This is a genomic window from Duganella violaceipulchra (assembly GCF_019166075.1).
GTDB classification, from domain to species: domain Bacteria; phylum Pseudomonadota; class Gammaproteobacteria; order Burkholderiales; family Burkholderiaceae_D; genus Rugamonas; species Rugamonas violaceipulchra.
In genome coordinates, this window is the sequence record NZ_JAHTGR010000006.1 from 291,996 (window position 1) to 311,809 (window position 19,814).

The window sequence follows — 19,814 nt, forward strand, 5'->3', positions numbered from 1 at the left end:
GCGCGCCCCGATTTGAACGTCCACGCCCCCACCCCGCTCGCCTGTCTGGCCGCCCGCCGCTGGCTGTGCGCGGCGTTGGCCGCTTGCATGATGCTGTGCGGCGCCGCCGTCGCCAGCCCGGAGCGCTGGGACCAGCTGGCCACGCCCCTGTTCGACCACCTCGGCCTGGAACAAGGCTTGCCCCATCCGGTCGGCATGGCGCTGGCGCAGGACGGCGACGGCTATATCTGGGTCGGCACCCAGGCCGGCCTGGCGCGCTGGGACGGCTATCATATGCGCAGCTTCCGCCACGACAGCGGCGCCGTGATGTCGCTGCCGGGGGACTTTATCCAGGCGCTGCATGTCGACATGCGCGGCCGCCTGTGGGTGGGCACCGCCGCCGCCGGTCTCGCCATGTTCGACCCGCGCCGCGAACAATTCAGCCGCCCCGTCGAAGAACTGAGCAAAGGGCAGATCAACGCCATCGCCAGCGACGCCAGGGGCAACCTGTGGATCGGCACCTCGGCTGGCCTGAAGTACTACGACACCGTCGAACGCACGCTGCGCCGCTACACCCGCGAGGAGCATCCCGGCCTGGCGGACAACCAGGTCCGCTCGCTGCTGATGGACCGCGCCGGCACGCTGTGGATCGGCACCGGCACCGGCCTGTCCCGGCTCAAGGAGGGCGGCGCCATCACCCGGGTGGCCGTCAACGGCGAGGACCGCGCCGGCTGGAGCGACACCGTGCTGTCGCTCGGCGAGAACAGCCTCGGACAGATCGCCTTCGGCACGCTCAAGAGCGGTGTCGGCCTGGTCGACGCTGGGGCGGACCAGGGGCGCATCCTCGCCATCCCCGGAGTGAAGGAAATGCAGGGCAATATGGTGCTGGCCGTGATCGAGACCACGCCCGGCACCTGGTGGGCCAGCACCTACGGCGGCGGCCTGGTGGAGTACCGCAACGGCAAGGGCCACCGCATCCTGCACCAGCCGGCGGTGGCGCTCAGTCTCAGCAACGACCGCACCGCCGCCCTGCTGCGCGACCGCAGCGGCATGATCTGGGTGTGCACCGAACGCGGAGTCGACATGTTCGATCCGCACAATGAGAGCGTCGATTCGGTATTCGGCGCCGAGGGCGCGCCGGAAGCGGCCGTCAGTTCCCTGATGACCGACAGCCAGCGCCAGGTCTGGATCGCCCTGGCCGACCAGGGCATCGACATCGTGCGGCCGGACGGCGCGCGCCGCGCCGCGCTGCGCCCCGACCCCGCCCATCCCGACACCGCGCTGCCCAACCGCATGGTGTTGTCGATGACCGAAGCCGATCCCGGCGACGCCTGGATCGGCACCCAGTTGGGCCTCTACCGCACGCACGGCCAGGCCCACAGCGTGCGCCGCGTGCCGCTGCCCCAGGACAGTCCCTATCCGCGCATCGGCACCATCTTGCGCCAGAAGGGAGAACTCTGGCTGGGCACCTTCGAAGGGCTGCTGCGCTACGATCCAACCGCCGGCACCGTACGGCGCTACGTGCAGGGCGCGGCCGATGCCGGTGGGCTGACCGACAACCGCATCCACGCGGTGCTGGCCGACGCCGACGGCGCGCTGTGGATCGGCACCCGCAATGGCCTGAACCGGCTGGACCCGGAAAGCGGCAAGGTGGAACAGATCCGCGCCGATCCCGGCAAGCCGAACGCCTTGTCGGAAGCCGTTATCAGCACGCTGGTGCTGGACACGCGCGGCCGCATGTGGGTGGGCACCTACGGCGGCGGCATCTGCGTCATGACCGGGCGCGATGCGCAGGGCGCGCCGCAATTCGCGCGGGTCGGCACCACGGAGGGCCTGGCCAGCGGCACCATCATGTCCTTGCAGTCCGACACCGTGGGCCGGGTCTGGGCCGCCACCGCCGACAGCATCGCCGTGATCGACGCCGCCACCCTCAAGGCGCGGGCGCTGACCCGGGCCGATGGCCTGGCCTTCCGCACCTTCTTCATCGGCGCCAGCGCGGTCACGCCGGAACGCGACCTGGTGTTCGGCGCCACGGCCGGCTTCGCGGTGGTCTATCCGGGACGGCTGAACGACTGGGGCTACCGTCCGCCGCTGGTCATCAGCGCGGTGCGTGTGGACCAGCATGTGTGGACGCCGGACCGGCTGGCCGGCGAGCAGGGTCCAACGCTGACGCTCAAGCCGGACAACCGGAACTTCGAAGTGGAGCTGGCGGCGCTGGACTACTCGGCGCCGCAACGCAATCGCTACGCCTATCTGCTCGAAGGCTTCGACCAACGCTGGGTGGAGGTCGACGCCAGCCGCCGCATCGCCAGCTACAACCGCCTGCCGCCAGGCGCCTACCTCCTGCGCATGCGCGGCAGCAACCGCGACGGCCAGTGGACCAGCAATGAGCTGCAGCTGCATGTGGTGGTGCTGCCGGCCTGGCACCAGACCTGGTGGGCGTGGCTGGGATACTTGCTGGCCGCGTGCGCGCTGGCCTGGGCGCTGGTGCGCTGGCGCGTGCGCCAGCTGCACATCAAGGGCGCGCAGCTGCAGGCGCTGGTCTACTCGCGCACCCAGCACCTGGAAAAACTCAACGCCATCGTCAAGTCGATCAATGAGCAGCTCGATTTCGACGCCCTGCTGCACACCATCCTGCACGAATCGACCGTCATCCAGGGCATCGACTCGGCCCTGGCGCTGGTGCGCGAAGCCGGCACCGAGACGCTGTCGCTGCGCGCGGCCTGGGGCCGCATCGACGCCGCCGCCGACGCCTACAATATCGACCTGCGCCAGGCCGAACTGCGCTACGCGCCGGCCAACAGCATGATCGCGCCCGACATCTTCGAAGTCCACCACCAGCACTCGCTGCCCGGCGACGTCTGCGCGCTGCTGGCGGTGCGGGTGGTGATCGACGGCCAGGTGGAAGGCTACCTGGTGTTCGAGAACTACCAGTACCAGGCGGTGTTCGCCGCGAGCGACCTCGATCTGCTCAAGGCCCTGAAGGAGCCGTTCGTCTCGGCTTACCAGAAGGCGCGCGCGCTGCGGCTGCTGGAACAGGCACGCGCCAACGCCGAAGCGGCCACCCGCGCCAAGAGCGACTTCCTGGCCAACATCAGCCACGAGATCCGCACCCCGATGAACGCCATCCTCGGCTTCGCCGGCCTGGGCACGCACCTCGACCTGCCGCCGCAGCCGCTCGACTACTTCCGCAAGATCGGCCGCGCCGGCCAGAGCCTGCTGGAGATCATCAACGACGTGCTGGACTTCTCCAAGATCGAATCGGGCAAGCTGGAACTGGAGGCCCTGCCCTTCGACCTGCCCGACACCCTGAGCCAGTTGGCCGACCTGTTTGCGTGGCGCGCCGCCGAACGCGGGCTGGAACTGGTGATCTGGGCGGCGCCGGACGTGCCGTCCAACCTGCTGGGCGACCCGCTGCGCCTGAGCCAGATCCTGGTCAACCTGGTCGGCAATGCGCTCAAGTTCACCGCGCGCGGCCATATCGAGCTGCGCGTCGAACGCGATCACGCGGCGGCACTGCCGGCAGGCGGCGCGGCGGACAACTACATCGCGCTGCGCTTCGTGGTCGAAGACAGCGGCCTCGGTATCAGCCAGGAGCAGCAGGCGCGCCTGTTCCAGGCCTTCGCCCAGGCCGACGCCAGCACCACCCGGCTGTACGGCGGCACCGGCCTGGGACTGGCGATCTCGCAGCAGCTGGTGCGCAAGATGGGCGGCGTGATCCAGGTCGACAGCGAACCCGGCGTGGGCAGCAGCTTCAGTTTCACCGTGGCGCTGCAACCGGCCGCCGACCAGACGCCGCGCCAGGCGCCGCTGCCGCCGTCGGTGCAGGGCAAGCGGGTGCTGGTGGTGGACGACAGCGAGGCGGTGCGCCACATGATGAAGGTGCAGCTGGCGAGCCTGGGCCTGAAGCCGCGCGCGGTGGCCTCGGGCACGGCGGCGGTGGCGGCGCTGCAGCTGGAGCACTACGACATCCTGATGATGGACGCCGACATGCCGGACCTGGACGGCATCGAGACGCTGCGCCTGATGGCCGAGGATGCGCAGCTGGCGGCGGTGCCGGCGGTGCTGATGGTGACCGCCTACGCGCGCGAGCATCACCGCCAGACCGCCGAGCAAAGCCGCCTGATGCCCTTCCTCGACAAGCCGGCCAATCCCTATCTGCTGCGCAGCGTGGTGCTGGCGGCGCTGGGCCTGGAGAGCGGCCAGCCGGCCGTCAAGCTGGCGGCGCCGCCGTCGGTGGCGGTGCAGCGCATCCGTGGGGCGCATGTGCTGGTGGTGGACGACAACAGCATCAACCAGCAGGTGGCCAGCGAGATCCTGCAGCGCGCCGGCGTCAGGGTGGAGCTGGCCGGCAGCGGCGAGGAAGCGGCGCGCATGACCGCCGCCGGCGACTACGACGCGGTGCTGATGGACATCCAGATGCCGGACATGGACGGCTACCAGGCCACCGCCCTGATCCGCGCCGACGAGGTCCACGGCAAGCTGCCGATCATCGCCATGACGGCGCACGCGGTGGCGGGCTACCGCGAACGCTGCCTGGCGATGGACATGAACGATTACGTCACCAAGCCGATCGACCCCGACACCTTGTACGCCGTGCTGGCGACCTGGGTCGAGCCTGACCCGGGCCGGCCGCCGCTGGACAGCGCAGGACCGGCGCCGGCCGCCCATCCGGACTACACACCCTCCGCCGGCGCGCGGCGCGGCATCGACCTGGACGCGGCGATGGCGCGGCTGGGCGGCCACGGCAACCTGCTGTCGCGGCTACTCGGCCTGTTCGCCAAGGACTTTGGTGCGAGTTTGCAACAGATTCAAGATGCAATCCACCACGGCGAATTCTTGAAGGCGGCCGACCAGGTGCACAAGATACGCGGGGCGGCCGGTAATATCTCGGCAACAGAGTTGTTTGAAACCGCCACCGCGCTGGAGGACCGGCTACGCGATGATCCCTCTGCGCTGACCGATTTGCTGCACGCTTTCGCTCAGTCGTACACGGTCGTGATGGACAGTGCGCATCAAGACATGCTTGAGCAAGAGGCAAGAATGGCCGACCTGGCCCAGACTACCTAGCAAGTTGCGAGTTGCACGGCGCTTGCGAAAGTTGCTTGAGGTAATGCTTGCTTTGGCCTAGGATGAACTTGCGTTTCGACACGCGAGATTTCTTCAAACCCACACGAAAGGTAATGACATGGCCACGCATTCCCCGCAAGATCTCGATCTGCTGCTGTCCAAATTGTCCGGCGACGACACGTTCCGCGCCAGCTTCCTGAACGACCCGCAACTGGCACTGGGCACGCTGGGCATCAAGCTCGACGCCGACAAGATCCCCGCCTTGCGCAGCCTGCCGGCCAAGGAAGTCTTCATCGCCAGCCGCCACGCCATCAAGGGCAAACTGGAAAACGCCGCCGGCGCGATTCCGTTCTTCCTGTCGGGCCAACGCTAAGCCAAGCCGCGCGATCGCTCACGGTTCGTAGCGCATTTCCACCGTATCCTGCGCGCCGGACGCCAGTCCGCAACCGCAGACAGCGATCACCATATCCTTCAAGGGATCGAGCCCAAACACCCGCTCGATGTCGATCTCGTTCACCGCCGCTGTCACAAAGGCCGGCATCCCCGCTTCCGTCGCCAGCAGATAGAAGGTCTGCGACAGATGGCCCGCGTCCAGCAGCAGCGCGCGGTACGCCTTGGCGTGATTGCGGTACTTCCAGAAATTGCGCTCCACCCGCGCCGCCAGCACCACCATCATCGGCGCATCGACAAACCAATCCTGATCGGCCACCATGCGCATCGCCAGTTCCGCCGTCTGCGTGGTATCCATCGCCGCCAGCGGCTCCAGCGCGTGACGCACCGGATGATAGTGGTACAGGCCGGGCGCGACGCCTTCAATGCGCTGCGCCAGCACGTAGGCTTCGACCGGGTGCAGGCCGCCGGCTGATGGGCTGAGCTTTTTCAGGACGAAGGCGCCGGGCGCCATTTCGCGTTCGCCCTGCGAGCCAAAGGCGCGCTGCAACAGGCGCGCGACGGTGGCGACGGGCAGCACGGCGGCGGGATCGAAATTGCGGCCGGTGTAGCGCTGGAACAGCGTGTCGTCGAGGCGCGCACGGTCGGGATGGGGCAGCGCGATGGCCTCGCCCTCGGCGCAGCGCTCGATGACAGGTCCGGGCGGCGTGCCGTACGAGACCACCAGCTCTTCAAAGCTGGGGAACTGCATGCCCTTGTCGACCCGCATGTCGCCCCAGCGGCTGAACGTGTGGGCGACCGCAGACAGCGGCCGCCAGTTTTGCGAGCGCAGCACTTCGTCGCGTTCGCGGAAGCGGGGATCGTCGCCGATCAGCAGGCCGCATTCCAGCAGGCGGGCGATGACGGCGGCGCCGTATTTGCCTTCGCTGGTGTCGCGCTCCTGCCACAGCGTCAGGCCGATGCCGCCCAGCGCCGCCATCTCTTCCAGGGTGACTTCCACTTCCTCACCCAGGTGCGGCGCCAGCGCCATCCAGCGTATCGTCGCGCCGAGCGCGCCGTCGCCGGCGAACAGCGCCGTCCAATCGATATCCAAATCCTCGCGGGGTTCCAGGAACAATACGGCGCAGCGTCTGATCAGCATGTGGGACTCACTTTGAAAGTTAGTCTTGCGGTTTAACCATCGCACCATCCTACCCCAGTGTGGCCCGCGCAGTACAGCGGGCACGGCTTGACAATTGCGATTACAACTGTAATCATAACCAGCGATTACACCTGTAAATGAAAGAGGCGATGAAACCCATCCCACACATCAGCGAAGCCGAATCGGTCGTCATGGAGGCCTTGTGGTCGCACAGCCCGCGCAGCGCCGAGGAAGTCGCCATCGCGATCGGCGACGAACGCGCGTGGCAGGAATCCACCATCAAGACCTTGCTGAACCGGCTGTTGCGCAAGAACGCGGTCAAGGTCTTGAAGGATGGGCGGCGCTATCTGTACTCGGCGGCGATCACCCGCGAGCAGTGGCTGCACAGCGAAAGCAAGGGCTTCCTGGATCGCCTGTTCGACGGCCGCGTAGCGCCGCTGGTGGCGCACTTCAGCCGCCACCGCAAATTGAGCAAGGCGGATCTGGAGGAGCTCAAGCGCCTGATCGGAGAGCTCGATGATGGCAAGTGACTTCGCCGCCCTGCTGCCTGTGCTGCTGCGCGCCAGCGCCGCCTTCAGCGTGGCCGCCATCGCGGTGATCGCGCTGCGCTTGCCGTTGCGGCGCAGCTTTGGTCCCGGTGTCGCCTATGCGGCGTGGCTGGCCTTGCCCTTGTGCGCACTGGCCGCGATGCTGCCCGCCGCGCCGGCCGGCAGTCCGCTCGCGCTGCATGCGGCGCCTTCTGCCCGACCATTGGCGGGCGCCCTGTCCGGACTGACGCCGACGTCCACGCCGACGGAGCTGGGCGGCGTCGTGTTGCTGGTCTGGCTGGCCGGCGCCCTGTACACGGCGGCGCGCCAGACGGGCCAGCAACGGGCCTACTTGCGCGGCTTGGGCCAGTTGGACCGACACGGCGACATCGCCTATGCCGACGCCGCGCATGCCGGCCCCGCGCTGGTCGGTCTGTGGCGGCCCATGGTCGTGGTGCCGGTCGATTTTGAGCGCCGCTACAGCTTGCAGGAGCGCGAATTGATACTGGCCCACGAACGTGCCCACGCCAGCCGTCGCGATCCGCTGGCCAACGCCGCCGCCGCCGTGCTGCGCTGCCTGAACTGGTTCAATCCCCTGGCCCACATCGCCGAACGGCTGATGCGCGTCGACCAGGAGCTGGCGTGCGACGCTGAAGTGATACGTCGCCATCCCGACAGGCGTCGCAGCTACGCCAACGCAATGCTGAAAACCCAGCTGTCCGCCGGCGACGCGCCGCTTGCATGTCAATGGCAATCCACCCACCCTCTGAAAGAGAGAATCATGAACCTGAACCGCACCACACCGTATGCCTTGCGTTTGACCGGCCGCCTTCTGATCGCCTCCGCCATGGCCGCCGGCAGCTGGGCCGCCTGGGCCGCACAGCAGACGCCCGCAGGTCCGCTTTACGATGTCGCAGTCAAATTGGAAGTTGGCGGCGCCAGCTCCACGCCGCACCTGCACACGCACGCCGGCGAAACGGCAACGCTGCGCAGCGGCGACGGCGCGCAGCAATGGGAGACCAGGCTCACGCTTAAGCCCACCGACAACGGCAAGGTATTCATCAGCAGCAGCGTGAAGCATGGCGGCAAAGAGGTAGGCAAACCAGGTTTGCTGGTGGCGCTAGGCGAGCCAGGCAAGGTCAAGATAGAGCTGGACGACAAGTCGCGTCTGGAAATGCAGCTGACGGTCACGCAACTCCCGCAATAAACCGCACGGGGGTCAAGTCTGACATTCGGACACGAACTCAACCGTATTACCAGCTACGGTTCAGCTTGTGTCCGAATGTCAGACTTGACCCCCGGTGTTATTTGACGCGCTGCTTCTCCAGCTTGCGCGCCAGGGTGCGGCGGTGCATGCCCAGGCGCCGCGCCGCTTCAGAGATGTTGAAGTCGGTCTCGGCCAGCACGGTGTGGATGTGCTCCCACTCCAGCGTCTTGACCGAGGTGGCGCGGTTGGTCAGTTCCAGCTCCGCCGCGCCGGCCACGTGTTCGAAGGCCGCTTCGATGTCGTCGGTGTTGGACGGCTTGGCCAGGTACTGGCAGGCGCCCAGCTTGATCGCTTCCACCGCCGTGTTGATGCTGGCGAAACCGGTCAGCACCACGATCAACATCTCGGCATCGTGCTGGTGCAGCATTTGCACGCAGGCCAGGCCGGACGAATTGCCCTTCAACTTCAGATCCACCACCGCGTAACCCGGCGAGTGGTCGACCAGCAGCGCGCTGGCTTCGTCCACGTTTTCGGCCAGCAGCACTTTGTAGCCGCGCCGCTCGAAGGAGCGACTCAAGGTACGGGCGAAGGCAGCGTCGTCCTCGACCAGCAACAACACGCGTTCTTCTTCAGTAGTCATAGTGATTCGATTCCGGTTTGATTTCGATTTCCGATAGCGGCAGCGTCAGGCGCACCAGCGCCCCGCCCTGCGGCCAGTTCGACGCCGTCACCGCGCCACCCAAGGTGCGTGCAACGTTCACCACCAGGAACAGGCCCAGGCCGCCGCCCGGCCGGCCCTTGCTGGAGTTGTAGGGCTTGCCCAATTGCGCCAGGATCTCCGGCGCGAAGCCAGGCCCCGCGTCCATTACCTGCAACACCAATTGGCCTTCTTCCAGGCTCGCCTCCATGCGCAGCCATTGCGGCGACGCTTCGAGCGCATTGTCGAGCACATTGCAGATCATCTGTTTCAAGGTCGAGTCGGACACCACCGGATGATCCGGCGCGATGCGGTTGTCAAATTCAAACGCCACCACCGGCCGCCCCACCCGCCATTCCGCCACCAGTTCCGCCAGGAAGGTGTTGATGGTGGTGGCCGCCGACGATTCGCCGCGCGTCTCGCCGGCCGATAGCAAAATGCCGCTGACGATCGATTTGCAGCGCTTGAGCTGGGTCTGCATCTCGACTATCTCCTCCAGCAGCACGGCGTTGGCCTTGAACTCGGGCATGTGCTTCCAGTCGCCCAGGATCACCGCCAGCGTCGCCAGCGGCGTGCCCAGTTCGTGCGCCGCACCGGACGCCAACAGGCCCATGCGGATGATATGGTCCTCCTCGGCCGCGCGCTGGCGCAAGTCCGCCAGCTTGGAGGCCGTCACCCGCACGTTGCGCATGATGCGCGTGATGAAGATGACCAGCAGCGCCGCGTCCAGCACGAAGCAGATCAGCATGCCTTGCACGTACAGGCTGAAGATGCCGCGCCCGTGATCCAGCGGCAGCGACAACGGTTCGGAGAACAAGGCCAACCCGGCGATGCAGGTGCCGGTCACACCGACGATGGTCCAGGTCGACCATGCCTCAAGCAGCACCGCGCCCAGGATCACGTGCAGCAGGTACAGGAACACGAAGGGATTGGTGGCGCCGCCGCTCAGGTAGAGCTGCGCCGTCAGGCTGGCGATGTCCACCGTCAGCGCCAGCAGCAGCTCGCTGTTGGAGACCACCTGGTTTTCCTGCCAGCGCAGCGTGCTGGCGATGTTGAAGGCGATCAGGCAGGCCAGCACGTTCAACATGGCCGGCAGCGGCAGGCGCACGTCGAACACCATGGTGGTGGCGAAGATGGTGGTGATCTGCCCCACCACGGCAATCCAGCGCAGCTGGATCAGCTGCTGCATGTTCTTGTGGCCGGCCGCGTGGGTGATGGTGTTGGCCGAAGCGTTCACCGCCGCCAGCGGCTCGAACACCGGGGCGTTGGGCCGCCCACGGTCGTATGGATTGTCGTTTTTCCTTGCCATTTATGCTTTAGTCTGTGATTTGCGCCCATCGCGGACGACCCATACGGCGCCGCCAACCATCATCAGCGCCAGCGCGTACCATGTGACAGCATAAACCAAATGGTTGTTGGGGAAGGAAACCACGGTCAGGCCGCCGAGCGGCTCGCCCTCTACTACCGCAGGGCCGGCGTCGGCATCGACGAAATACGGCGCCACCGCCGGGAGCCCGCGTGCGCGCGCAATGGCTTGCACATCACGGGTGTACCAGTAGTTGCGGGCCGGTTCATTCTGGCGCAGACGGCCGGCGACTTCGCCCAGACGCAGCATGCCGGTCAGCGTGACGGCTTCGCCGCCGGCGGCGCAGGCGTCTGCCCTGGCCGCCGGTGGTGCGGCCTGCGGCGCCCAGCCGCCGGAACCGGCGCGGATAAAGCCGCGATTGACCAGGACGATGGCGCCATCGGCCGTGCACAGCGGCGACAGCACCCAGTAACCGATGCCACGGTCCAGCGAGGCCAGCACCTGCGTGTCCGAGCCCTTCAGGTAGTGGCCGCTGAGCCGTACGCGGCGATAGTCGTCCGACTCGGCATTCAGCTGCGGCCATTTTGCGGCGCCGGGCGCGTCCACCGGCGCCGCGTGCACGCGTTGCTCGACGCGATCAATCAGCGCCAGCTTCCATTGCAGGCGGAATATTTGCCACGTCCCCAAAGCAAAAAACCCTGCAAACATCAACCCGGCCGCAATGGCCAGGCTGATGCGCAGGGCGCGGGAACGTGGGCGCGATGCCCCTTCCATCATTGCATGTCGCGCATATTGTGCACGTCCGTACCCATGGACGGCATCATGTTGACGTTCATGTGGTACATGACCCAGATCGAACCGGCCAGTACGATGACCAGCAACACCAGCGTGAACAAGGTCGCCAGCAGCGACCAGCCGCCTTCAATCTTGCCGTTCATGTGCAGGAAGTACACCATGTGGACGATCACTTGCACGGCGGCGAAGCCCAGGATCACCGCGGCGGTGGTGCTGGATTTGTCGAAGGCCTTGTGCATCACCAGCCAGAACGGAATCGCGGTCAGGATCACCGACAGGATGAAACCGATCGCGTAATCCTTCAGGCTGCCGTGCGGCGCGCCGTCGTCGTGACCATGGCCGTGGCCGTGGCTGTCGTGACCGTGGTGGTCGTGGTTGTGTGCGCTCATGGCAGGACTCCCATCAGGTAGACAAAGGTAAAGACGCCGATCCAGATCACGTCCAGGAAGTGCCAGAACATCGACAGGCACATCAGGCGACGGTTGTTTTCCGGCGTCAGGCCGTGCTTGGCCAGCTGGCAGATCAAGGTGACCAGCCAGATCGAACCGAACGTCACGTGCAGGCCGTGCGTGCCGACCAGCGCGAAGAACGAGGTCAGGAACGCGCTGCGCTGCGGACCGGCGCCTTCGTGGATCAGGTGAACGAATTCATCCAGTTCCAGGTACAGGAAGGCCAGGCCGAACAGGCCGGTGATGGCCAGCCAGACGATGGTGGCCTTCAGGTTCTTGCGCTGCGACGCGATCATCGCGAAGCCGTAGGTGATCGACGACATCAGCAGGAAGCCGGTGTTGAGCGCCACGGTCGGCAGGTCGAACAGCTCGGCGCCGGTCGGGCCGCCCGCGTAGTTGCGGCCCAGTACGGCGTAGGCCGCGAACAGGCCGGCGAACAGCAGGCAGTCGCTCATCAGGTAGAGCCAGAAGCCCAGCAGCGTGCCGTTCTCCGGGTGGTGTTCACGCACGTAGTAGCGTGCGCTTGGGTCGGCGCTCACGGCGCCGTTAGCGATAGATTCAGACATGGGCTTCCAGCAAACGAGTATGCGCTTCTTCGGTGCGGATGACTTCTTCCGCAGGGATGTAGTAGTCGCGCTTGTAGTTAAAGGTGTGCGTGATGATCGCGACCATCATGGCGATGAACGACAGGCCGGCCGGGATCCACATCTGCCAGATCATGCTGAAGCCCAGCGCGAACGACAGCGCCGAGATGATGAAGCCGGCAGCGGTGTTCTTCGGCATGTGGATCGCGACAAAACCTTTGGTCGGACGCTGGTAGTTGTTGGCCTTCATGTCGGCCCAGCTGTCGCTCTCATGCACCATTGGCGTGAAGGCGAAGTTGTAGTCCGGCGGTGGCGACGAGGTCGCCCACTCCAGCGTGCGGCCGCCCCATGGGTCGCCGGTCACGTCGCGCAGGGCGTCGCGGTTTTTCCAGCTGACATAGAACTGCACCAGCATCGCGCCGATACCGGCGGCGATGATCAGCGCGCCGATGGCGGCGATCACGAACCATTTTTGCAGCGACGGATCTTCGAAGTGGTTCATGCGGCGGGTCACGCCCATGAAGCCCATCACGTACAGCGGCGTGAAGGCAACCCAGAAGCCCACCAGCCAGCACCAGAACGATACCTTGCCCCAGAACTCGTCGAGCTTGAAGCCGAACGCTTTCGGGAACCAGTAGTTCAGGCCGGCGAAGCAGCCGAACACCACGCCGCCGATGATGACGTTGTGGAAGTGGGCGATCAGGAACAGCGAGTTGTGCAGCACGAAGTCGGCAGGTGGAACGGCCAGCATCACGCCGGTCATGCCGCCGATGGTGAAGGTCAGCATGAAGCCGACGGTCCACAGCATGGGCACGTCGAAGCGCACGCGGCCCTTGTACATGGTGAACAGCCAGTTGAAGATCTTGGCGCCGGTCGGGATCGAGATGATCATCGTCGTGATGCCGAAGAAGGAGTTCACCGACGCGCCCGAGCCCATCGTGAAGAAGTGGTGCAGCCATACCAGGTAGGACAGGATGGTGATCACGACGGTGGCGTACACCATCGAGGTGTAGCCGAACAGCTTCTTGGCGCTGAAGGTCGAGACGATTTCCGAGAACACGCCGAACACCGGCAGCACCAGGATGTAGACCTCAGGGTGGCCCCAGATCCAGATCAGGTTGACGTACAACATCGGGTTGCCGCCGAGGTCGTTGGTGAAGAAGTTGGTGCCGACCATGCGGTCCAGCGACAGCATCGCCAGGGTGATGGTCAGGATCGGGAAGGTGGCGACGATCAGGGCGTTGGTGCACAGCGCGGTCCAGGTGAAGACCGGCATTTTCATCATGTTCATGCCTGGCGCGCGCATCTTGACGATGGTGGCGATCAGGTTGACACCCGATAGCGTGGTCCCTACCCCGGCCACCTGCAGCGACCAGATGTAGTAGTCGACCCCGACGTCAGGCGACGCGGCGATGCCCGACAGCGGCGGGAAGGCCAGCCAGCCGGTGCGGCCGAATTCGCCGACGAACAGCGAGACCATGGTCAGCATGGCGCCGAAGGTGGTCATCCAGAACGAGAAGTTGTTCAGGAACGGGAACGATACGTCGCGCGCGCCGATCTGCAGCGGCACCACGTAGTTCATCAGGCCGGTAACCAGCGGCATCGCCACGAAGAAGATCATGATCGTGCCGTGGGCCGTGAAGATCTGGTCGTAGTGGTGCGGCGGCAGCATGCCGGCGTTGTCGCCGAAGGCGATCGCTTGTTGGGCGCGCATCATCAGCGCGTCGGCGAAGCCGCGCAACATCATGATAATCGCCAGCACCATGTACATGATGCCGATTTTCTTGTGGTCGATGGAGGTGATCCAGTCGCGCCACAACGGGCCCCACAGGCGGAATTTGAACATCACGGCCAGGAAGGCCAGGCCGCCTAGCGCCACCATGGCGAAGGTGGCGATCAGGATGGGCTCGTGGTACGGAATTGCTTCCAGCGACAGCCGCCCAAAGATCAGTTTGGTCAGGTTGAGATCAGACATGGTCATTCTTTACGGAGTGGTTGGGCCGTGGCGGTGGCGACTTTTGGCTCGCACACATCTTTCGGCAGTTCTTTCGCGGCGGCGGCGGCCTGCATGCGCATGGCGTCCTGCTCCATCTGCGCGTTCATGCAGGTCGAGCCTTCGGCCACGCAGCGGTTCAGCACCAGGTCGTACAGGCCTTTGTCGACGCTGCCGAAGTGCATGATCGGATGCTTGATGGTCGGCTTGTCCAGGTCCAGGTAGCCGGCGCGGGTCAGCGTGCCGCCGCCGGCGCGGGTCTTGGCGACCCATGCGTCGAAGTCGGCCTGGCTGACGCCGTGGTACTTGAACTTCATGTCCGAGAAACCGGCGCCGCTGTAGTTCGACGAGAAGCCGTCGTACACGCCGACCTTGTTCATCACCGCGTTCAGCTGGGTCTCCATGCTGGGCATGGTGTAGACCATGCCGGCCAGCGCGGGAATGTAGAACGCGTTCATTACGGACGACGCCGTCATGTGGAAGCGTACCGGCACGTCGATCGGGGTCACCAGTTCGTTGACGGTGGCGATGCCTTGTTCCGGGTAGATGAACATCCACTTCCAGTCCATCGCCACGACCTGCACTTCCAGCGGCTTGACGCCGACGGCCACCGGACGGTTTTCGTCGATGCGGCTCAGTGGGCGGTAGGGGTCCAGCAAGTGGGTGTAGATCCAGGTGATCAGGCCCAGCACGATGATGATCAGCAGCGGAGCGCCCCAGATCAGCAATTCGAGCTTGGTCGAGTGGTCCCAGTTCGGTTTGTATTCAGCGGAAGTGTTCGACTTCCTGTAACGCCAGGCGAACAGGCAAATCAAAAACATGACGGGTACGATAATCAACAGCATCAGCAGGGTTGACACAACGACAAGGTGTGCCTGCTGGGCTGCGATATCACCGGACGGGTTCAACACGACCGTGTTGCAGCCTGCTAGCCACAACAGCGGTGCGAGGAACAGTCCACGACGCGCGAGAGGAGGAATCATGAGGTAATCTACGTTACAGTATGTGGATGATGTGTTACTGTACCAATCACGGAATGTTCTAGCCATTGGACACTTTGTCCTAGGAGCCGGGACATATACGTGATAAAAATATCAACGTAAAAGAGACAGAGATTATGGCCACTACGACTACACCAAACGGCGTGCATGTTGGCGCCCAAGAACCATCTCAGGCCGGTAATGATGCACGCAACATCAATGCACGGGACGACGATCACATCTCACCCGGCGAAATAGCGGTCGGCGTCGTCATCGGGCGCGCTTCCGAGTATTTCGATTTCTTTGTCTACGCGATTGCTTCCGTACTCGTGTTCCCTTCGCTGCTGTTCCCGTTCGACGGGCGGCTGGAAGGCACGCTGTACGCGTTCATCATCTTCTCATTTGCCTTTATTGCAAGGCCTATCGGTACCGTGATCTCGATGGCCGTTCAGCGCCGCTACGGGCGTGAGGCCAAGCTGACCGGGGCGCTGCTGCTGCTGGGTTCCACCACCGCCGGCATTGCCTTCCTGCCATCTTACGCCGACAATGGCTTTTACTCCATCGTCATCCTGTCGGTGTTGCGCATCGGCCAAGGCCTGGCGCTGGGCGGCTCGTGGGACGGCTTGCCGTCGCTGCTGGCGCTCAATGCCCCTGAAAACAAGCGCGGCTGGTACGCGATGCTGGGTCAGCTGGGCGCGCCGGTCGGCTTCTTCATCGCCGCCGGCCTGTTCTGGTACCTGATCGGCAACCTGAGCGACCTGGACTTCATGGACTGGGGCTGGCGCTATCCGTTCTACGTGGCCTTCGCCATCAACGTGGTGGCGCTGTTCGCCCGCCTGCGCCTGACCTCCACCAGCGAGTACGCCAAGCTTCTGGAAGAGCGCGAGCTGCAGCCGACCAGCGTGATCGAAATGGCCAGCTCGCAGGGCCGCAACCTGATCATCGGCGCCCTCGCCGCCCTGGCCAGCTACGCGCTGTTCCATCTGGTGACGGTGTTCCCGCTGTCGTGGATCACGATCTACTCGCCGCGCTCGGTGACCGGCTTCCTCGGCACGCAGATGGTGGGCGTGGTGCTGATGGCCGTCGGCGTGGTGGCGTCCGGCCTGATCGCCGACCGTATCGGTCGCCGCCGCACTCTGGGCTCGCTGGCCATACTGATCGCTGTGTTCAGCGGCTTCGTGCCGATGCTGCTCAACGGCGGCGAAGCCGCGCAGGATGCCTTCATCATGCTGGGCTTCGCCTTGCTGGGCCTGTCGTATGGCCAGGCTGCCGGCGCGGTGACGGCCAACTTCCCGGCGCAGTATCGCTACACCGGCGCGGCCTTCACGTCCGACCTGGCATGGCTGGTGGGCGCAGGCTTTGCGCCGCTGGTGGCGCTGGGCGTGTCGTCGCAGTTCGGGCTGGCGTATGTGGGCTTGTACCTGCTGTCGGGCGCGGTCTGCTCGCTGGCGGCACTGAGCCTGAACCGCGCGCTCGACATCCGCAACTAATTAGTCGCCAAGGCGCCGCACGCCGGACATATACTTCTGCTAAGCTTTCATTCTTTACCCCACCCGGAGTATCGAATGAAGGTATGCATAGTAGGTGCCGGCGCCATTGGCGGCTTTATCGGCGCCCGTCTGGCTGCGGCCCAAGCCTGTGATCTGAGCGCTTTCGCGCGCGGCGACACCCTTGCCGCGTTGCGCCTACACGGCTGGCGCCTGCAACAGGGCGATGCGCTGATCCAGGCGCCCGCCAGCGCCAGCGACAACGCGGCGGAACTGGGACCGCAGGACGTGGTGATCATCGCCGTCAAGGGCCAGGCCCTGGCTGCGGTGGCCCAACAGATCGCGCCACTGAACGGACCTGACACCCTCATCCTCCCCGCCATGAACGGCGTGCCCTGGTGGTTTGGACAGGGCGTGGCCGCCATCGGCGAGGAACCGCTGGCCAGCGTCGACCCTGGTGGCTTGATCGCGGCCGCACTGCCCTACCCGCAAGTGCTGGGCTGCGTGGTCCATGCGTCCACCTCCACGCCATCACCCGGACTGGTCAGCCACAAGATGGGCAACGGCCTGATCATCGGCGAACCGGGCGGCGGCGACTCCGAACGCGCGCAGAAGCTGGGCGCACTGCTGCGCCTGGGCGGCTTCGACGTCAAGGTATCGGCCGATATCCGCTACGACATTTGGTATAAATTATGGGGAAATATGACCTTGAATCCGGTGTCAGCCATCACCGGCGCGACGGCGGACCGCATCCTGGACGACCAGCTGGTGGCCGAATTCTGCCGCTCCGCCATGCGCGAGGCGGCCGTCATCGGTGAGCGCATAGCCTGCCGCATCACCGAAACACCCGAGCAGCGCCACCTGGTCACACGCAAGCTGGGCGCCTTCAAAAGCTCCATGCTACAAGACGCCGAGGCCGGCCGCATGCTGGAACTGGACGCGCTGGTAGCCGCCGTGCGCGAGATCGGCCAGCGCCTTCAACTGGCCACCCCGCACATCGACGCCCTGCTGGGACTTACCCGGCTGTTCGGCCGCGTGCACGGCCTGTACCCGGACCCCGTCATTCCCGCGTAGGCGGGAATCGATAGGCAGTCCCCGGAGCCGGCTCAGCATGGGTTCCCCCGTGCGCGGGAACGACGGCGCTATCGCTAGCGCTCGTCACGGTTGCCACGTTCATCGCGGCTACCCGACTGACGCTGGGCCGGATCGCTGTTTTCCTTGTTCTTCGTATCGCGGCTGGTGTCCACGCTTTGCTGCTGGCTGCCGCCGCGCGTACCGCTTTGCTGCGAACCCGGCGTGCCGGACTGTTTGCTGGTGTCTTGTGGCTTCTGGTTCTGGGTCATGATCATCTCCGGTGAAAGTGAGTAGGCCGGCGTTGCCGGTGATGCATCATGGTCCAGGCGGCCCCAACCCGGTATAGGCGCACCGCCCCGCCCCGTGTAAGACCAGGCTGAGTTCCCAACGAACATATGAGCGTTGCGCAAATGCCTCAATATTGCAAATGGGACCATATCCGTTTCTCTCGTGATCACTCTGCATGACTCGCGCAGCCATGCGTTTGGCTTCCAAAGCCACTGCATAATCGCCAGTCACTCCCCGGTTTCGCTCTAAGATCGGCTCATTGCAGTAATGACACCGTTTCTGAGAAACCCCTATGAAACCAGCATTGAACGTACACGCAGCACTGTCCGGTAAGCGCGTACTGATTACCGGCAGCACCGGTTTTCTGGCCAAGGTAGTGCTGGAAAAGCTCATCCGCAGCGTGCCGGACATCGGCCGCATCGTGCTGGTGATACGCGGCGGCCGCGGCAAGACCAACGGCGACGCCCGCACCCGCTTCGAGCGCGACATCGCCACCTCCTCCGTCTTCGACCGCCTGCGCGCCGAACGGCCGGGCTTCCTGGCCGAGTTCTTCGCCGAGCGCGTCGAGTGCGTAACCGGCGAAGTGACCGAACCCTGTTTCGGCCTGTCGCTGGCCGAATTCAACGCGCTCGGACGCCGCGTCGACCTGGTGATCAACGCCGCCGCCAGCGTCAACTTCCGCGAAGCGCTGGACGTGGCGTTGTCCATCAACGCCCTCAGCGTGCAGAACGTCGCCGAACTGGCGCGCGCCAACAACGCGCCGCTGGTGCAGGTATCGACCTGCTACGTCAACGGCTACAACCGCGGCGCCATGCTGGAGCAGAATGTCACGCCGGCGCGCGCCGCCATCCCGCGCCACGCCGACGGTCATTATGATTTATACGGTTTACTCAAACACCTGCAACACCGCGTCGCCGCCATCAAGGCCGAAACCAGCGACACCGAACAGCAGACACGCCGCCTGACGGAGCTGGGCATCGCCGAAGCCAACTACCACGGCTGGAACGACACCTACACCTTCACCAAGTGGATGGGCGAACAGCTGGCGATGCAGGCCATGCGCGGCAAGACGCTGACCATCGTGCGCCCGTCCATCATCGAGAGCACCTTGCAGGAGCCGGTGCCCGGCTGGCTGGAAGGCGTGAAAGTGGCGGACGCCATCATCCTGGCCTACGCGCGCGGCAAGACCAACTTCTTCCCCGCCAAGCCGAACGAAATCGTCGACATCGTGCCGGCCGACCTGGTCGCCAACAGCGTGATACTGGCCGCCGCCGAGGCGCTGGCCGATCCGGGCGCGACGCGCATCTACCAGGCCTGCACCGGTTCCACCAACCCGATTTCGGTTGGCCGCGTGATCGAATTAATCCAGACCGAATCGCAGCGCAACTGGCGCAATTACGAACGGCTGTTCTACAACGAGCCGAAACACGGCTTCCGCGTTGTCAGCCGCCCGGTCTTCCTGTTGATGCTGCGGGCCATGAGCCTGGGCGCGACCGCCCGGAGCAGCGTGCGCCGCCTGCTGGGCGCGGGCGAATCGCCCAAGCTCGAAGCACTGCGTACCACGCAGCTGCTGGCGTTGACGTTCTCGTTCTACACCGCGCCGCGCTACGTGTTCCATAACAAATCGCTGCTAGCGCTGGCGCAGCGCTTCGGCAGCGAAGACCGGGCGCGCTACATGGTCGACCCGACCGTCATCGACTGGACGGAGTACCTGTGCCGCATCCACATGACGGGCTTGAACCGTTATGCGCTGCGGCCTCGTTCACCCAAATCGTTGGAGGCGGCAGCGGCAGCGGCGCCGGTTCCAGAGCAGGAAACTGAAGCACGACCAGTAAAAATATAAACGG

General features: G+C 65.0%; 16 protein-coding genes. 7 read left to right on the forward strand and 9 right to left on the reverse strand.

What is annotated here, in order from left to right; genetic code table 11:
- Window positions 1-12 precede the first annotated feature (12 nt).
- The gene (locus tag KVP70_RS14035) at window positions 13-5,049 is read left to right on the forward strand and encodes a hybrid sensor histidine kinase/response regulator (protein ID WP_217942837.1); all 5,037 of its coding nucleotides are present in this window, start codon (window positions 13-15) and stop codon (window positions 5,047-5,049) included.
- Between the two features lie 118 nt (window positions 5,050-5,167).
- Entirely contained in the window at window positions 5,168-5,422 is a 255-nt protein-coding gene (locus KVP70_RS14040; RefSeq protein WP_020703021.1) for an NHLP-related RiPP peptide, read from the forward strand.
- 18 nt (window positions 5,423-5,440) lie between these two features.
- Here the strand turns inward: KVP70_RS14040 and KVP70_RS14045 are convergent, their stop codons facing one another.
- Window positions 5,441-6,580, reverse strand: a complete 1,140-nt coding sequence (locus KVP70_RS14045; protein WP_217942838.1) for a putative peptide maturation dehydrogenase — start codon at window positions 6,578-6,580, stop codon at window positions 5,441-5,443.
- Between the two features lie 149 nt (window positions 6,581-6,729).
- On the opposite strand from KVP70_RS14045, the gene KVP70_RS14050 reads away from it, so the two are divergent.
- Together KVP70_RS14050 and KVP70_RS14055 are read left to right on the forward strand one after the other, a co-directional pair.
- Complete coding sequence (locus tag KVP70_RS14050; RefSeq protein ID WP_217942839.1) at window positions 6,730-7,110, forward strand: BlaI/MecI/CopY family transcriptional regulator; 381 nt, start codon at window positions 6,730-6,732, stop codon at window positions 7,108-7,110.
- Window positions 7,097-8,314, forward strand: a complete 1,218-nt coding sequence (locus KVP70_RS14055) for a M56 family metallopeptidase (protein WP_217942840.1) — start codon at window positions 7,097-7,099, stop codon at window positions 8,312-8,314. Before KVP70_RS14050 ends, KVP70_RS14055 begins: the two co-directional genes overlap by 14 nt.
- A gap of 97 nt (window positions 8,315-8,411) precedes the next feature.
- On the opposite strand, the gene KVP70_RS14060 is transcribed toward KVP70_RS14055, so the two are convergent.
- From KVP70_RS14060 to cyoA, 7 genes are read right to left on the reverse strand one after another with little or no spacing between them, the layout of a single operon-like run.
- Complete coding sequence (locus KVP70_RS14060; RefSeq protein ID WP_116989097.1) at window positions 8,412-8,954, reverse strand: response regulator transcription factor; 543 nt, start codon at window positions 8,952-8,954, stop codon at window positions 8,412-8,414.
- Window positions 8,944-10,320: an ATP-binding protein gene (locus KVP70_RS14065; RefSeq protein WP_217942841.1), complete on the reverse strand. Its 1,377-nt coding sequence runs from the start codon at window positions 10,318-10,320 to the stop codon at window positions 8,944-8,946. The genes KVP70_RS14060 and KVP70_RS14065 overlap by 11 nt, the downstream gene beginning before the upstream one ends.
- On the reverse strand, window positions 10,321-11,094 hold the full coding sequence (locus tag KVP70_RS14070; protein ID WP_217942842.1) for an SURF1 family protein: 774 nt from the start codon (window positions 11,092-11,094) through the stop codon (window positions 10,321-10,323).
- Entirely contained in the window at window positions 11,091-11,501 is a 411-nt protein-coding gene (gene cyoD, locus KVP70_RS14075) for a cytochrome o ubiquinol oxidase subunit IV (protein ID WP_217942843.1), read from the reverse strand. Before cyoD ends, KVP70_RS14070 begins: the two co-directional genes overlap by 4 nt.
- Window positions 11,498-12,127, reverse strand: coding sequence for a cytochrome o ubiquinol oxidase subunit III (gene cyoC / locus KVP70_RS14080; RefSeq protein ID WP_217942844.1), 630 nt, complete (start codon window positions 12,125-12,127; stop codon window positions 11,498-11,500). The genes cyoD and cyoC overlap by 4 nt, the downstream gene beginning before the upstream one ends.
- Window positions 12,120-14,120: a cytochrome o ubiquinol oxidase subunit I gene (cyoB, locus tag KVP70_RS14085; protein ID WP_217942845.1), complete on the reverse strand. Its 2,001-nt coding sequence runs from the start codon at window positions 14,118-14,120 to the stop codon at window positions 12,120-12,122. The genes cyoC and cyoB overlap by 8 nt, the downstream gene beginning before the upstream one ends.
- A 2-nt stretch (window positions 14,121-14,122) precedes the next feature.
- Complete coding sequence (cyoA, locus tag KVP70_RS14090; protein WP_217942846.1) at window positions 14,123-15,121, reverse strand: ubiquinol oxidase subunit II; 999 nt, start codon at window positions 15,119-15,121, stop codon at window positions 14,123-14,125.
- A gap of 134 nt (window positions 15,122-15,255) precedes the next feature.
- On the opposite strand from cyoA, the gene KVP70_RS14095 reads away from it, so the two are divergent.
- The gene (locus KVP70_RS14095; RefSeq protein WP_217942847.1) at window positions 15,256-16,608 is read left to right on the forward strand and encodes an MFS transporter; all 1,353 of its coding nucleotides are present in this window, start codon (window positions 15,256-15,258) and stop codon (window positions 16,606-16,608) included.
- A 75-nt stretch (window positions 16,609-16,683) separates the two neighbouring features.
- Window positions 16,684-17,679, forward strand: coding sequence for a 2-dehydropantoate 2-reductase (locus KVP70_RS14100; protein WP_217942848.1), 996 nt, complete (start codon window positions 16,684-16,686; stop codon window positions 17,677-17,679).
- 74 nt (window positions 17,680-17,753) lie between these two features.
- Here the strand turns inward: KVP70_RS14100 and KVP70_RS14105 are convergent, their stop codons facing one another.
- On the reverse strand, window positions 17,754-17,948 hold the full coding sequence (locus KVP70_RS14105) for a hypothetical protein (RefSeq protein WP_229224808.1): 195 nt from the start codon (window positions 17,946-17,948) through the stop codon (window positions 17,754-17,756).
- Window positions 17,949-18,259: 311 nt separating this feature from the next.
- Here KVP70_RS14105 and KVP70_RS14110 point away from each other — a divergent pair, with 311 nt between their 5' ends.
- On the forward strand, window positions 18,260-19,810 hold the full coding sequence (locus KVP70_RS14110) for a fatty acyl-CoA reductase (protein WP_217942849.1): 1,551 nt from the start codon (window positions 18,260-18,262) through the stop codon (window positions 19,808-19,810).
- The last annotated feature ends 4 nt before the right edge of the window (window positions 19,811-19,814 follow it).